At 62.7% G+C, this 14,352-nt stretch carries 17 protein-coding genes; 8 read left to right on the plus strand and 9 right to left on the minus strand.

The features are described 5' to 3' along the window. Positions 1-29: 29 nt before the first annotated feature. The 4 genes from erpA to argC form a co-directional block, all read right to left on the minus strand. Positions 30-380, minus strand: coding sequence for an iron-sulfur cluster insertion protein ErpA (gene erpA / locus AAEQ75_RS05475; protein ID WP_099525802.1), 351 nt, complete (start codon positions 378-380; stop codon positions 30-32). A 72-nt stretch (positions 381-452) separates the two neighbouring features. Then, the gene (locus tag AAEQ75_RS05480) at positions 453-863 is read right to left on the minus strand and encodes a bactofilin family protein (protein WP_099525803.1); all 411 of its coding nucleotides are present in this window, start codon (positions 861-863) and stop codon (positions 453-455) included. After that, positions 853-1,596 carry a DUF6776 family protein gene (locus AAEQ75_RS05485; protein WP_256672400.1) on the minus strand — a complete coding sequence of 248 codons (744 nt, stop codon included), beginning with the start codon at positions 1,594-1,596 and terminating at the stop codon, positions 853-855. Before AAEQ75_RS05485 ends, AAEQ75_RS05480 begins: the two co-directional genes overlap by 11 nt. Continuing rightward, positions 1,593-2,627, minus strand: coding sequence for an N-acetyl-gamma-glutamyl-phosphate reductase (gene argC, locus AAEQ75_RS05490; protein WP_099525804.1), 1,035 nt, complete (start codon positions 2,625-2,627; stop codon positions 1,593-1,595). Before argC ends, AAEQ75_RS05485 begins: the two co-directional genes overlap by 4 nt. A gap of 135 nt (positions 2,628-2,762) precedes the next feature. On the opposite strand from argC, the gene hemJ reads away from it, so the two are divergent. From hemJ to AAEQ75_RS05515, 5 genes are all read left to right on the plus strand, one after another. Further along, entirely contained in the window at positions 2,763-3,191 is a 429-nt protein-coding gene (gene hemJ / locus AAEQ75_RS05495) for a protoporphyrinogen oxidase HemJ (protein ID WP_343351083.1), read from the plus strand. Between the two features lie 10 nt (positions 3,192-3,201). Continuing rightward, positions 3,202-4,164 carry an NAD(P)H-dependent flavin oxidoreductase gene (locus AAEQ75_RS05500; protein ID WP_343351084.1) on the plus strand — a complete coding sequence of 321 codons (963 nt, stop codon included), beginning with the start codon at positions 3,202-3,204 and terminating at the stop codon, positions 4,162-4,164. Beyond that, on the plus strand, positions 4,161-5,423 hold the full coding sequence (locus AAEQ75_RS05505; RefSeq protein WP_343351085.1) for an alanine racemase: 1,263 nt from the start codon (positions 4,161-4,163) through the stop codon (positions 5,421-5,423). Before AAEQ75_RS05500 ends, AAEQ75_RS05505 begins: the two co-directional genes overlap by 4 nt. Positions 5,424-5,548: 125 nt before the next feature. Then, positions 5,549-6,529, plus strand: a complete 981-nt coding sequence (locus AAEQ75_RS05510) for a DUF805 domain-containing protein (RefSeq protein WP_343351086.1) — start codon at positions 5,549-5,551, stop codon at positions 6,527-6,529. 9 nt (positions 6,530-6,538) lie between these two features. After that, positions 6,539-7,327 (plus strand): SDR family NAD(P)-dependent oxidoreductase, encoded by a 789-nt coding sequence (locus AAEQ75_RS05515; RefSeq protein WP_343351087.1) that lies wholly within the window; start codon positions 6,539-6,541, stop codon positions 7,325-7,327. Between the two features lie 8 nt (positions 7,328-7,335). Here the strand turns inward: AAEQ75_RS05515 and AAEQ75_RS05520 are convergent, their stop codons facing one another. Beyond that, positions 7,336-8,817, minus strand: a complete 1,482-nt coding sequence (locus AAEQ75_RS05520) for an AAA family ATPase (RefSeq protein ID WP_343351088.1) — start codon at positions 8,815-8,817, stop codon at positions 7,336-7,338. 123 nt (positions 8,818-8,940) lie between these two features. On the opposite strand from AAEQ75_RS05520, the gene AAEQ75_RS05525 reads away from it, so the two are divergent. After that, positions 8,941-9,768, plus strand: coding sequence for a formylglycine-generating enzyme family protein (locus AAEQ75_RS05525; protein WP_343351089.1), 828 nt, complete (start codon positions 8,941-8,943; stop codon positions 9,766-9,768). A gap of 61 nt (positions 9,769-9,829) precedes the next feature. Beyond that, entirely contained in the window at positions 9,830-10,477 is a 648-nt protein-coding gene (coq7, locus tag AAEQ75_RS05530) for a 2-polyprenyl-3-methyl-6-methoxy-1,4-benzoquinone monooxygenase (RefSeq protein WP_099525810.1), read from the plus strand. A gap of 46 nt (positions 10,478-10,523) precedes the next feature. On the opposite strand, the gene AAEQ75_RS05535 is transcribed toward coq7, so the two are convergent. Continuing rightward, positions 10,524-10,946, minus strand: coding sequence for an OsmC family protein (locus AAEQ75_RS05535; protein ID WP_017675647.1), 423 nt, complete (start codon positions 10,944-10,946; stop codon positions 10,524-10,526). A 233-nt stretch (positions 10,947-11,179) separates the two neighbouring features. Here AAEQ75_RS05535 and crp point away from each other — a divergent pair, with 233 nt between their 5' ends. Beyond that, positions 11,180-11,824, plus strand: coding sequence for a cAMP-activated global transcriptional regulator CRP (gene crp / locus AAEQ75_RS05540; RefSeq protein ID WP_017675648.1), 645 nt, complete (start codon positions 11,180-11,182; stop codon positions 11,822-11,824). Between the two features lie 48 nt (positions 11,825-11,872). Here the strand turns inward: crp and trpC are convergent, their stop codons facing one another. From trpC to AAEQ75_RS05555, 3 genes are read right to left on the minus strand one after another with little or no spacing between them, the layout of a single operon-like run. Further along, positions 11,873-12,712, minus strand: a complete 840-nt coding sequence (trpC, locus tag AAEQ75_RS05545) for an indole-3-glycerol phosphate synthase TrpC (protein WP_343351090.1) — start codon at positions 12,710-12,712, stop codon at positions 11,873-11,875. Continuing rightward, positions 12,709-13,755 (minus strand): anthranilate phosphoribosyltransferase, encoded by a 1,047-nt coding sequence (trpD, locus tag AAEQ75_RS05550; RefSeq protein WP_343351091.1) that lies wholly within the window; start codon positions 13,753-13,755, stop codon positions 12,709-12,711. Before trpD ends, trpC begins: the two co-directional genes overlap by 4 nt. Then, positions 13,752-14,348: an aminodeoxychorismate/anthranilate synthase component II gene (locus AAEQ75_RS05555; RefSeq protein WP_296233826.1), complete on the minus strand. Its 597-nt coding sequence runs from the start codon at positions 14,346-14,348 to the stop codon at positions 13,752-13,754. The genes trpD and AAEQ75_RS05555 overlap by 4 nt, the downstream gene beginning before the upstream one ends. Positions 14,349-14,352 lie beyond the last annotated feature (4 nt).

Genomic DNA, 14,352 nt, shown 5'->3' on the forward strand with positions numbered 1-14,352 from the left:
AGCGCGGCGTCTGTAATCAGGCGAAGCATTCAGATCGAGAAGGACGACCCGCAACCACAGGTGGTGGTGGCGTTGGGGTTCTTGATCACGAAGCGCGAACCTTCCAGCCCCTCCTGATAGTCCACCTCGGAGCCCGCCAGATACTGGAAGCTCATGGCATCGACCACCAAGCTTACACCTTCACGCTCGACGATGGTGTCATCCTCGGCTACTTCCTCATCGAAGGTGAAACCGTACTGAAAGCCCGAGCAGCCGCCGCCCGTGACGAACACGCGCAGCTTCAGGCGCGGATTGCCCTCTTCATCGACCAGGTTCTTCACCTTGCCGGCCGCGCCCTGGGTGAAGTGCAAGGGGGCAGGGGTGAAGGTTTCGACGCTCATTCTGGACTCCCGGCGCTATGCGCCATACTGCTTTGGGCGTGCATTATCCGCTTGCCCGACGAAATTGGTCAACTATTGCTCGATTTCCAGCGTCGCCGGAAGCTCGAGTGGCCGCTCACCATCCTTGAGGTGACAGAGGCGCCCTTCGATCTGCGCCCCCATGGCCATCTCCATCAGGCCGTAATGCAGGTTACCGCGAACCCGGGAGCGCGAGCCTAGTTCCAGATGGCCGCTGGCGAACACATCACCATTCACCTCGCCATCGATCACTATATGGGGTGCACGTATCTCACCTTCAACCAGGCCGCCCGCGCTCACGCGCACCAGACCTTCGGTAGCCAGCAGATTACCGGTGACCCGACCATCCACTTGCACTGCGCCCTGAAAGCGCATGTCGCCTACCAGCTCAGCGCCAGCGGCAATCAGGCTGGTCTTACCGCTGAAACGCTGCAAGTCGGGTTTGGTCTTGTCTTTACTCCACATGAGTGGCTATCGCTCCTGATTTTATCCATTCGAATGTACGGCTCAGCGGCTTGTCGCCCTCGACCTCCGCCTGAACCTTGACCTGACGCGGCTCGAAGCCCTCAGGTAGTTGTAGTTCGCCAAAACGACCCGCCTCGGGGAAGGACTGGAAGTGCCTGAAAGAGAACGCAATGCTGCTCTCGCTGACCTCATCGGACAGCGCCGCCAGCTCCAGCGCAGCCGGCTTACCGTTTTGCTGCCCCTCGATCGTAATGCGCAAACGCCCCTGCAATGCCTCATCACTGGCGCCGACTCGGCTCATCAGCAATTTGTAGCGGAATCGTAACGGCACGTCCGTGGCTTGCAACTCAAAGGCGCGAATGCGGATGCCTTCACGCCGACTGGCAGGTGCCAGCACACCTTTGTAGAAGGCCAGGTCCTGCTGTTGCTTGAAGATCTGCTCCTCCAGCAACTTGATGGTGCGACGATTCTGCTCCATGGCTTGCTGAGTGACTTTGTCGCTACTACCGACCACAGCCAGACGCTGGCGTAGCAGTTCCAGCTCCTGCTCCTGTTCGGCAACGCGAGTCAACAACGCATATGGCTCTTCGGCTGCCTGCGTAGGCTGCACTTGTGGCCAGTACCAACCCAGGGCAAAGGCCGCCGGCACAGCGAGCACCAGCAGCAGTTGCAGCCAGCGACGCCTGCGCTCACGGCGCGGATCGCTGAGGCGGACCTCCCAGCCAGGTATCACGGCAGCAGGGCCGCGTGCGACAGGCCGAGGCGCTCGTCGAGACCGAAAAGAATGTTCATGTTCTGCACCGCCTGACCGGATGCGCCCTTGACCAGGTTGTCGATCACCGAGAGCACCACCACCAGATCGCCGCCTTGCGGACGGTGCACGGCGATGCGGCAAACATTGCCTCCGCGCACGCTACGGGTTTCCGGGTGACTGCCCGCCGGCATGACATCGACGAACGGCTCGCCGGCGTAACGCTTCTCGAACAGCGCCTGAAGATCGACCGAGGTATCGGCCACGCGTGCATAAAGGGTCGAGTGAATGCCGCGAATCATCGGCGTCAGGTGTGGAACGAAGGTCAGACCAACGTCGCTGCCTGCTGCCTGGCGCAGCCCCTGACGAATTTCCGGGAGGTGACGATGGCCCTTGACCGAGTAGGCCTTCATGCTTTCGCCAGCCTCACAGAACAACGAACCAACGCTGGCTCCGCGGCCCGCACCGCTGACGCCGCTCTTGCAGTCGGCGATCAGGCTGCCGACATCGGCCAAGCCGGCTTCCAGCAGCGGAATCAGGCCGAGCTGAGTAGCCGTCGGGTAGCAGCCGGGTACGGCGATCAGGCGCGCGGTCTTGATCGCCTCTCGGTTGACCTCGGGCAGACCATATACCGCCTCACTCAGCAGCTCGGGCGCGCCATGAGGCTGGCCGTACCACTTGGCCCACTCCTCGGCGTCCTGCAAACGAAAATCGGCGGACAGATCGATCACTCGCGTGCCTGCGGCCAGCAGTTCACCCGCCAGCGCGTGAGCCACGCCGTGCGGGGTGGCGAAGAACACCACGTCACAGGCGCCCAACGTGGCAACGTCCGGCACGCTGAAGGCCAGATTCGGATAGTGACCGCGCAGGTTGGGGTACATCTCATCAACGCGCAGGCCGGCCTCGGAACGGGAAGTGATCACGGCCACCTCTGCCTGCGGGTGTTGCGCCAGCAGACGCAGCAGTTCGACACCGGTGTAGCCCGTGCCGCCGACGATACCGACCTTGATCATCACATGCCCCTTTGCAAAAGCCATTGGAAAGCTGCCGATGATAAAGCCGCATCGGCCAAGCTCCAACCACGGAGGTGACGCAGGGCGTCAGCTGCCTCTACTATCGAGGCCATTTTTTCAGCGCGGGAAGCGAAAATGCTCTATCTCTGGCTCAAGGCTCTGCACATCATCGCCATGGTCTGCTGGTTCGCCGGCCTGTTCTATCTACCGCGTCTGTTCGTCTATCACGCCATGAGCAGCGACGCCGCCAGCCACGAACGATTCTGCGTCATGGAGCGCAAGCTGTATCGCGGCATCATGATTCCCTCAATGATCACCACGCTGGGCCTGGGCATCTGGTTACTCAGCCTCAACTCGGCGTACTACTTCACGCAAGGCTGGATGCACGCCAAGCTTACGCTGGTGGTGGCGTTGGTGATCTATCACCACTTGTGCGGGGCTCAGCTCAAGCGCTTCGCTCGCGGCGAGAACAGCCGCAGTCACGTGTTCTATCGTTGGTTCAATGAAGCCCCGGTACTGGCACTGCTGGGCATCGTCATCCTGGTCGTTGTCCGCCCCTTCTAAGGAATTCGCCATGTCTCTGCCTGCCCTGCTCGAAGAACGCCTGCGCCTGCCCTTGGTAGCTGCACCGATGTTTCTGGTATCCGACCCGGCGCTGGTCAGTGCCTGCTGCAACAGCGGCATTGTCGGCAGCTTTCCGGCGCTGAACCAGCGCGAGAGCGCCGGTTTCGCCGCCTGGCTCGACGAGATCGAAGCCAGCCTGGCGACCAACGCCGCACCCTACGCCGTCAACTTGATCGTGCATGACAGCAACCCGCGCCTGCAGGCGGATCTGGCCATCTGCGTCGAACGCCGCGTACCGATCGTCATCACCAGCCTGGGCGCGGTGAAGGAAGTGGTCGATGCCGTGCATAGCTATGGAGGCCTGGTGTTCCATGACGTGACAACCCGCCGCCATGCCGAAAAAGCTGCCGAGGCTGGCGTGGATGGCCTGATCGCCGTGGCAGCTGGCGCGGGCGGCCACGCCGGCACCTGGAGCCCCTTTGCCCTGCTGGCCGAGATTCGTCAATTCTTCGACAAGACCGTGCTGCTGTCAGGCTGCCTCAACCACGGCCACGAGATCCTCGCGGCACAACTGCTCGGTGCCGACCTGGCCTATATGGGGACCCGCTTTATCGCCACCCAGCAAAACAATGCCTCCGAAGACTACAAGCACATGATTCTCGGTGCCCGGGCCGCCGATATCATCCATACGCCGGCTGTGTCCGGTGTGCCGGCAAGCTTCATGCGCCAGAGCCTGGAACAGGCCGGCTACGACTTGAAGCAGTTGCAGAACAAGGCCGATATCAACTACGGCGAGAAGCTCAAGCCGATGGATGAAGAAGCCAAGGCCTGGAAGACCGTCTGGTCGGCCGGCCAGGGGGTCGGTGGCATTGACGACCTGCCATCGGTGCAGGAGCTGATAGCGCGCCTCGACCGCGAATATCGCGCCGCACTGACGCGCAGCCAGCAGTTGGGGCAATACTGGCCGCGATGAAACGCCGCCACCTGCTCGGTCTGAGCGCGCTCGGCCTACTCGGCGGTTGGGCGCTGCGCCCAACTGATCGCGGTCGCCAGCATGACGCCTACTTCGCCGAGCTCAACCGGCAGTTGCAGCGCGATAGCGAGGGCATTCCGACCCTGCTGCTCGACCTTGATCGACTAGACGCCAACGCCGACCTGCTGGCCGCAAGGCTGGGCGACCGCCTCCAGCTGCGCCTGGTCGCCAAGTCGCTGTCCAGCACCGGCCTGCTGGAATACCTGGCCAAGCGCCTGCAGACCCAGCGTTTCATGGTCTTTCATCAGCCACAGCTCAATCGCCTGGCCAGGAGTTTTCCACAGGGCGATCTGCTGCTTGGCAAACCTTTGCCGGTAGCTGCAGCCCTGAACTTCTATCGCCAGCTTGCGCACCATCTGGATTTCGATCCCGACCACCAGGTGACCTGGCTGATCGACAGCCAGCAACGCCTGGCGCAGTACAGTGAGCTGGCCAAGGCGCTGGGGCGACCGCTGCGCATCGCGCTGGAAATCGACGTTGGCCTGGAGCGTGGCGGTTTCGCTACGCCGCAGGCATTGGCTCAGGCGCTGCAGCTGCTTCGCCAGCAGCCGGCACTGCGACTGCAAGGGCTGATGGGTTATGACGCGCACGTCGCGCACAGCCCGCCCTGGCAGAACCAGTTACGCGCATTCAGCGAGACCGATGAGCGCTATCGACTATTCATCAGCAGCGCCCAGCAATTCAGCGATCTTTGGCCGGCAAAGCCGCTGCTCAACGGTGCTGGCAGCCTGACCTACCCGCTGCACAGCCAGCAGGAGACTTCGCTCAATGAAGTCGCTGTTGGTTCAGCCCTGCTCAAGCCCGCGGAGTTCGACACGCCACTGCTGGCGGAGCATCAGCCAGCCCTGTGGATAGCCAGCCCCGTGCTCAAGGCGGTCGACGGCGCCCTGCCCTATCTGCAACCGCTGCAACCTATGATCAGTGCCTGGAACCCCAACCGCGAGCATGCCTACTACCTCTACGGCGGTCGCTGGCCGGCGCAGCCTGTTTCACCTGCAGGGCTCGACTACGACGACCTGTATGGCCGCAGCGCCAATCAAGAGCGCCTGATCGGTGGTAACGGTACACAACTGACGAGCAACGACTGGGTATTTCTGCGCCCAGCGATCAGCGAAGGTGTGTTGGGTGATTTCAGCGAAATACGTCTACTACGCCGCGGCCAACTGGTCGGCCGCTGGAGCACAATAGGCAATGCCTGAAAAATGCCTGCCCATGGCGCTTCAGGCCGCTTGTATATTGGCCTCGCGGCACTCTAGGCTTATGCCTCGCCTGCATTGACCGGGCACTTTGCTCCCCCACCCTTCCCGCCGACAAGGAAGCTCGCATGAACCCACCGCGTTACAAGATCGTGTTCGACGGCCAACTGATGCCCGAGGCGTCATTGGAAATGGTCAAGACAAACCTGGCACGCCTGTTCAAGAGCGACCTTGCTCGTATCGACGGTCTGTTCAATGGAACGCCGGTGGCGCTCAAGCGTGATCTGAGCGAAAGCGAGGCAGGGCAGTACCTCAGCGCCCTGCAGAAGGCGGGTGCCAACGTGCGCATGGAGCTGGATCAGGCCGCCAGCCTGAGCCTGGTGCCTACGGATGATCATCAGGAGACCGCACCTGAAGAAGTGGCTGCGTCCTCCCCCATCAGCACTCACATGACCTGCCCTAAATGCGGCCATGAGCAAGCCAAGTCTGCTGAGTGTTCCGCCTGCGGCATCATCATCGAGAAATATCTCGCCCGTCAGGCTCAACTGGCCGAAGTTGCTCCAGCCGCGGCTCCCGTCGTAGCGACTGCCTCGCCCTATGCGCCGCCACAGGCGAATGTCGCCGAGCAATTGCCACAGTACTCCGAACTCAAGGTCCTCGGCGTCAGCGGCCGGATCGGCCGCGTACGTTATCTGGGCTGGCTGATGGCGATGACACTGTGCTTCATCCCGATCATGTTGATCGGTACCGGCATTGCAGCGATGTCCTCGACCCTGGCCATGCTGGCGCTGGGCATCGTCAGTATTGCCGCGGTGGTGATCGGTATCTTCATCGGCGTGCAGCGTCTGCATGATATCGGTTGGTCCGGCTGGTTGCTGCTGGTGCACCTGATCCCGGTGGTCGGCAGCGTATTCGCCCTGCTGATGCTGATCATCCCGGGCACTCAAGGCGTCAACCGCTACGGCCCGCCACCGCCCCCCAACAGCACCGCAGTCAAGGTACTGGCCTGGTTGTTCCTGCTCATCCCCATCAGCGGCATCGTCGCCGCCATCGCCATTCCCCAGTATCAGGGCTATGTCGAGCGCGCCGCCGAGTATCAGGAGCAGTAATTCCCGACCATGCGCAGCTATGCATTGATCACCGGCGCGTCCAGCGGCATTGGCCTGGCCTTGGCCGAAGCCCTGGCACGCCGGGGGCGCAACCTGATCCTGGTGGCGCGCCGGCGTGATGCGCTGGAAAGCATCGCCTGCGAGCTGGCCCAGCGCTTCGGCGTCGAGGTGCTGTTTCGACTCTGCGACCTGAGCGAGCCGCTGCAACTGTCCGGCCTGTTGCTGGAGCTTGAGGAAGGCCAGTGGCACGTCGATCTGCTGGTGAACAACGCCGGCCTTGGCTGCGCAGGCTCGTTCCTGGAGCAGGACTGGAGTCGCGAGCTGGAGCAACTGGAAGTCAACGTGCTGGCGTTGACCCGCCTGTGTCACGCACTCGGTCAGCGCATGGCCGAGCACGGCAGCGGGCAGATTCTCAACGTCGCCTCGGTCGCGGCCTTTCAGCCCGGCCCCTGGATGAGCAGCTACTACGCCAGCAAGGCCTATGTACTGAATTTTTCCGAGGGTTTGCGCGAGGAGCTGAGAGGCCGCGGCGTGCGTGTATCAGTACTCTGCCCTGGCCCGACCCACAGCGCCTTCTTCCGCGCCGCGCAGATGGACGTCGCGCGGATCGCCGGCAGCAAGCTGATGATGAGCGCCGAGGAAGTCGCGCTGATCACGGTTCGCGCACTGGAAAAGAACCGCGCCATCATCATTCCCGGCTGGCGCAACCGCCTGCTGGCCCTGAGCCCACGCCTCGGACCGCGCTGGCTGGTGCGCAAGCTCAGTGGTCGCCTGACCCGTCCCTTCACCGGCGCCTGATTGGCTGTTCAGCCGGCATTGACCGTCCGCCCATCGGCCCACTCCCGCAGCGCCATCAATCGCTCGGCCATCACCACCGACAGCGGCGCCGTGCTTTGTAGTGCGCGTAGCAGCAAGCCCTGATCGACCGCCTGCTGCTGCGCCTGACCAGCGTAGAGCGCGCTGACCACCGCCTGCTCGATCTCGGCACCCGAGTAGCCCTCGCTGGCAGCAGCCAGTTGCGCGAGATCGAAGGTGTCTGGTTCCAGTTCACGGCGCTGCAGGTGGATACGGAAGATGTCGGCCCGCACCTCGGCACTGGGCAAGTCGACGAAGAACAGCTCGTCGAAGCGCCCCTTGCGGACCAGTTCCGGCGGCAGACGGTCGATGGCATTGGCCGTGGCCACCACGAACACTGGCGCCTTACGCTCGGCCATCCAGGTCAGCAGGGTGCCAAGTACTCGTTGGCTCACGCCGCCATCGTGGTCGCCACTGGCAAGCCCTTTTTCCACCTCGTCCATCCACAGCACGCAGGGTGCCATCTGTTCGGCCAGACGCAGCGCCTCGCGCAGGTTGCGCTCGGTCTCGCCGAAGAACTTGTTGTACAGGCAGGCGAAATCCAGACGCAGTAGCGGCAAGCCCCAGAGTCCGGCCACTGCCTTGGCCGCCAGGCTCTTGCCGCCACCCTGTACCCCGACCAGCATCACGCCTTTCGGCGCATCGAGGAGCTTGCCCTCGAGAAAGCCAGCCTGACGTTCAGCCAGCCAGCGCTTGAGGTTGACCAATCCACCGACTTCGGCGAAGCGTGCGGTGTCGTATTCGAAGCTGAGCACGCCCTCCAGATCCAGCAGCTGGAACTTGGTCTTGTTCAGTTCAGGGATGTCTTCCTGAGTGATCGCGCCGTCGTCGCAGATCACGTTGCGCGCCAGCGCGCGTGCCTCGGCATGGCTCAGGCCGCGCAGATTCTTCACCACCTGCTGCAGCGTGCGGTTATCGGTGCGCACGCGGGCGCCGCGATTGCCCTCGCTCCAACGCGTCGCCTCGTCACGTACGATGCCCAGCAGTTCGTCTTCCGACGGCAGCGCGAGACTGAAACGTGCCGCGAAACGCTGCACTTCAGCAGGCAGTTTGAGCGCATGTGAAACCAGCACCAGCGTCGGCTTGTGCGCTGCCTCGCTCATGGCGATTTCCTTGAGCAAGCGCACCAGCCTGGGGTTGTCATCAAGGAAGGGATGCAGGTCGCACATCACGTAGAGGTTCGGCTGCAGATCGGCCTTGATCATGCGCAGCGCTGCTTCCGGCTCAAGGGTCGGTGACTCGTCCACCGACGCGCCACCGAAGCCCAGCCGCTGCAGGCCCTCGGTCACTGACCAGGTATGCAGGCCGAGACCACGCTTGATCGCCAAACCGGTCAGGGTTTCCAGCACGCGCAGCTCGTCCCAGGACTCGATCACCACCAGCTTGACCTTGGAGTCCAGCACCAGCCCAAGATCATGAATATCGTTCTTCAACACCGACTCCTTGTGAGATTTGGCCAGCCAGGCACGCAGGGTTACCATCCGCGGTTTAACAGAATCGAGAACTTACAGCATGGGCCGCCTGAACACGCAGATCGTCGCCGGAGGCATCACGCCGTGCAAGTGCTGAACGCGCGTCACGTCACAGTATCCATGGCCATCGCAGCAGGCCTGCTGGTTAACCTGCCGGCCGTCGCCATCGAAACCATCAGCGACCCGTTGCCCAGCGGTGCCAGAGGCCCCGAGATGGTGGTGATTCCGGCTGGCGAGTTTCGTATGGGCGATGCCAGCGGTCGTGGCAATGACAACGAGCGCCCGCCACGGGCGATTGCGTTCGATCAACCGTTCGCCATCGGCCGCTACGAGGTCACCTTCGCCGACTGGCAGAAGTACGCCGACGCCAACGAATTGCCCATGCCTGACAACGAGGGCTGGGGCCTTTCGGCGCAACGCCCGGTGATTCATGTGTCCTGGCGCGACGCTCACGCCTACACCCAGTGGTTGTCACGCGAGACGGGCGCGCGCTATCGCCTGCCGACCGAAGCCGAATGGGAGTATGCAGCGCGTGGCGGCAGCCAGAGCTACTACTGGTGGGGCGACCAGCTCGACAGTAGCGAGCAGGCGCCACGCGCTCACTGCCGCGGCTGCGCCAGCTCGCGCCTGTTACGCAACAAGACGGCAGCCGTCGGCCAGTTCCCGGCCAACGGCTTCGGCTTGCATGACACCGCGGGCAATGTCTGGGAATGGACGGCCTCGAACTTCACCCAGCGCTTCGATGGTAGCGAAACGCAGAGTGCCAGCTTGCTCGACAACAGCCCGCGCGTAGTGCGCGGCGGCGCCTGGAACAGCGGCCCGGTCTATCTGCGCAGCAGCATGCGCGACCTCAAGCAACCGCATCACCGCGACTATGCGCTGGGGTTTCGCGTGCTGCGCGAGCTGCCCTGAGCGCGGACGATCTGGCGACTTTGCAGTAAACTAGTCAGGTTGTTTCTTCTGGAGGTGCCTTATGGCCAGCGAACGCCAGTATTCCCCCGTCGACCGCCTGCTGCTGCAAGCCGATGCCGCGCTGCGCACGCTGCTGCCATTCAGCGGTGCCTCGGGCCGCCCCTCGCCCGCCATCGTGCAGAACGACAGCGAGCTGAGCAGCGAGGAGTCGCGCCACGTAGCCGGCCTGATGCGCATCAACCACACCGGCGAGGTCTGCGCCCAGGCGCTCTATCAGGGTCAGGCGCTGACCGCCAAACTGCCGGAAGTACGCAGTGCCATGGAGCATGCGGCCGACGAGGAAATCGACCACCTGGCCTGGTGCGAGCAGCGCATCCGCGAACTGGGCAGCCACCCGAGCGTGCTGAACCCGCTGTTCTATGGCCTGTCCTTCGGTGTGGGCGCCGTCGCCGGCCTGGTCAGTGATCGCGTCAGCCTGGGCTTCGTCGCCGCCACTGAAGATCAGGTGTGCAAACACCTGGATGAGCATCTGGAACAATTACCCGAGCACGACACCAAGTCGCGCGCCATCCTCGAGCAGATGCGCGTCGACGAACAGCAACATGCCAACAGCGCCATGGCAGCCGGCGGCGTGCGTTTCCCGGCACCAGTCAAGTTCGGCATGACCTTGCTGTCGAAGGTCATGACCAAGAGCACCTACCGCATCTGAAACGAACGAGGGCGCCAAGCGGCGCCCTCGTCATTTCCAGCGGGCCTCAGCCCAGCTCGACGATTTCGTAGTCGTGACTGATGTCCACACCGGCACGGCCCAGCATGATCGAGGCCGAGCAGTACTTCTCCGCCGACAGTTCCACCGCCCGCTTCACCTGAGCCTCTTTCAGCCCACGGCCCTTGACCACGAAGTGCAGGTGGATCTTGGTGAACACCTTGGGCTCCTCGCCTGCACGCTCGGCATCGAGGAACACTTCGCAGCTTTCTACCGGCTGGCGGCCCTTGCGCAGAATGCTGACCACATCGAAGTTGCTGCAGCCACCGAGGCCAATCAACAGCATCTCCATCGGCCGAACACCAAGGTTACGCCCACCGGCATCGGGCGGGCCGTCCATCACCACGGCATGGCCACTACCGGACTCGCCGAGGAACAGAGCTTCACCGGCCCATTGCACACGCGCTTTCATCGTTCTTGGCTCCCAGAGTGGAAAAGTCCGGCAGATTAGCACAGCCGGGCGGCAGTCCGATGTGCGCCGATTACGCTAAAGTTCCGCCGGGTTATGTTACCTAGGTCGCAAAAAAGACCCCACTCATAGCATGTCTGTTAAGCTGACGTCGGATTGCTGGCACACTTGCTGGATAACAAATAAGAAATTGCCGTTGGACAAAGGCCTTCATTTTTCATATTCGGGACTCGGGCATGGTTGCTATTACCCTTACACCTAAAATCAAGAACCTCGACAAGCTTCTCGCGCACTGTCATCGCCGTCGTTACACCGCCAAAAGCACCATCATCTATGCAGGTGATCGCTGCGAAACCCTGTTCTTCATCGTCAAGGGCTCGGTCACCATCCTCATCGAGGACGACGACGGGCGTGAAATGATCATCGCCTATCTGAACTCTGGCGATTTTTTCGGCGAGATGGGGCTGTTCGAGAAGGATGGTTCAGAGAAAGAACGCAGCGCCTGGGTGCGCGCCAAGACCGAATGCGAAGTAGCGGAAATCAGCTACGCCAAGTTCCGCGAACTGACTCAGCAAGACCCTGAAATTCTCTTCGCCCTCGGTAGCCAGATGGCCGAGCGCCTGCGCAATACCACGCGCAAGGTCGGCGACCTGGCCTTCCTCGATGTCACCGGCCGCGTCGCGCGCACTCTGCTCGACCTGTGTAAGCAGCCAGATGCCATGACCCATCCGGATGGCATGCAGATCAAGATCACCCGTCAGGAAATCGGCCGCATCGTCGGCTGCTCGCGCGAGATGGTCGGCCGTGTACTCAAGTCGCTGGAGGAACAGGGCCTGGTGCACGTCAAAGGCAAGACCATGGTGGTCTTCGGCACCCGCTGAAACCAGCCCAAAAAAAAGCCGGCTTGATCGCCGGCTTTTTCATGCGTGCTATTCGGGATCGGTGCCGATCACGGCTGGCCGTCCGCGCTCGGGAAAGAACAGGCGCTGCAATTCACTGCCGGGACTTTCCGCGCGCATGAAGGCTTCGCCGACCAGGAAGGCGTAGACCTCGTTGATCTCCATCAGCTCGACATCGGCGCGATTGAGAATGCCACTCTCGGTGACCACCAGGCGGTCACGCGGAATGCGTGGCAGCAGGTCGAGGGTGGTTTCCAGACTGACATCGAAGGTATGCAGGTTGCGGTTGTTGATCCCCACCAATGGTGTGTCCAACGTATTCAGCGCCCGCTCCAGCTCGGCGCCATCATGCACCTCGACCAGCACGTCGAGGCCGACCTCCTTGGCCACCGAGGCCAATTCGGCCATGCGCACGTCATCCAGGCAGGAGACGATCAGCAGCACGCAATCGGCGCCGAGCGCACGGGCCTCGACGATCTGGTAAGGATCGACCATGAAGTCCTTGCGGATCACCGGCAGCGCACAGGCCGCGCGGGCTTGCTGCAGGTACTGGTCGGCGCCCTGGAAGAAATCGATATCGGTCAGCACCGACAGGCAGGTGGCGCCACCGGCCTCGTAGCTGCGGGCGATATCGGCCGGGACGAAGTCGGCGCGCAGCACGCCCTTGCTCGGCGAGGCCTTCTTGATCTCGGCGATCACCGCCGGTTGCTTGCGTGCAGCCTGTTCCAGCAGTGCGCGGGCAAAACCTCGCGGTGCATCGGCACTGCGCGCAGCGGCCTCGACCTCGGCCAGGCTGACCTGGGCACGGCGCGCCGCCACTTCCTCGAACTTACGGGCGACGATCTTCTCCAATACGGTTGGTACGCTCACCCTTCGTTCTCCTGTTTGAATACCGCGGTAAAGGACACCAGTTCTTCCAGCTTCTCACGCGCCAGGCCGGTATGCAGGGCGTCATGCGCCAGTTGCATGCCTTCGCGCAGGCTGCTGGCATGGTCAGCAGCATAGAGTGCGGCGCCAGCATTGAGCACGATCATGTCGGCAGCCTTCTGGCCATTGTCGGTCTTGCGTCGGCCCAGGGCGTCGCGGATCAGCTCCAGCGACTGCTCGGCGTTGTCGACGGTCAGACCGATCAGGCTCTGGCTCTTGATGCCGAAATCCTCGGGCTGGATACGGTACTCGCTGACCTTGCCGTCCTTGAGCTCGGCGACGAAAGTCGGCGCAGCCAGACTGATCTCGTCCAGACCGTCCTGCGCATGCACCACCAGCACGTGCTCGCTACCCAGGCGCTGCAGCACTTCGGCCATCGGCCGGCACAGTGCCTGGCTGAATACGCCGATGACCTGATGCTTGGCGCCAGCCGGATTGGTCATCGGGCCGAGCATATTGAAGATGGTGCGCAGGCCCAGCTCGCGGCGCGGACCAATGGCATGTTTCATCGCGCCGTGATGAGACGGGGCGAACATGAAACCGACCCCGACGCTTTCCACGCAGCGCGCCACCTGCTCCGGCTTGAGCCCCAGGTAGACACCGGCGGCTTCCAGTAGATCGGCACTGCCGCTCTTGCCGGAGACCGCACGATTGCCGTGCTTGGCCACCTTGCCGCCCGCCGCAGCAACGACGAAAGCCGCCGCAGTGGAGACGTTGAAGATGTTCATGCCATCGCCGCCGGTGCCGCAGGTGTCGACCAGGCGCTCGGCGTCGATCACCACCGGTGCAGCCAGCTCACGCATGACGCTGGCGGCACCGACGATCTCGTCGATGGTCTCGCTCTTCATGCGCATGCCCATGAGGAAAGCGCCGATCTGCGCGTCTGTGCATTGGCCGGTCATGATCTCGCGCATGACCGCCTGCATTTCCTCGGTGGTCAGATCGAGTTGGGCGACGATGCGGTTGAGGGCTTCCTTGATGTTCATACGCGCACGCCTCCGGTCTGCTTGAGGAAGTTGGCGAACAGTTCGTGGCCCTGCTCGGTGAGGATGGACTCGGGGTGGAACTGCACACCCTCGATGTTCAGGGTCTTGTGGCGCAGGCCCATGATCTCGTCGACCGAGCCGTCTTCATGCTGCGTCCAGGCAGTGATTTCCAGGCAATCCGGCAGGGTTTCGCGCTTGACCACCAGGGAATGATAGCGGGTCACAGTGAGCGGGTTGTTGAGGCCGGCGAACACGCCCTTGTCCTCATGGAACACCGGGCTGGTCTTGCCATGCATCACCTGGCGCGCGCGCACCACGTCGCCGCCATAGGCCTGGCCGATGCTCTGATGGCCAAGGCAGACGCCGAGGATCGGCAGCTTGCCGGCGAAATGCAGGATGGACTCGATGGATACCCCCGCTTCGGTCGGCGTGCACGGGCCGGGCGAGACGACGATGCGCTCGGGCTTGAGCGCTTCGATTTCGGCGATGCTCAGTTCGTCGTTGCGAATCACGTGCACATCGGCGCCCAGCTCACCCAGGTACTGCACGACGTTGTAGGTGAAGGAGTCGTAGTTATCGATCATCAAAAGCATGGTA

The organism is Pseudomonas sediminis, from assembly GCF_039555755.1.
Taxonomy (GTDB): Bacteria; Pseudomonadota; Gammaproteobacteria; order Pseudomonadales; family Pseudomonadaceae; genus Aquipseudomonas; species Aquipseudomonas mendocina_D.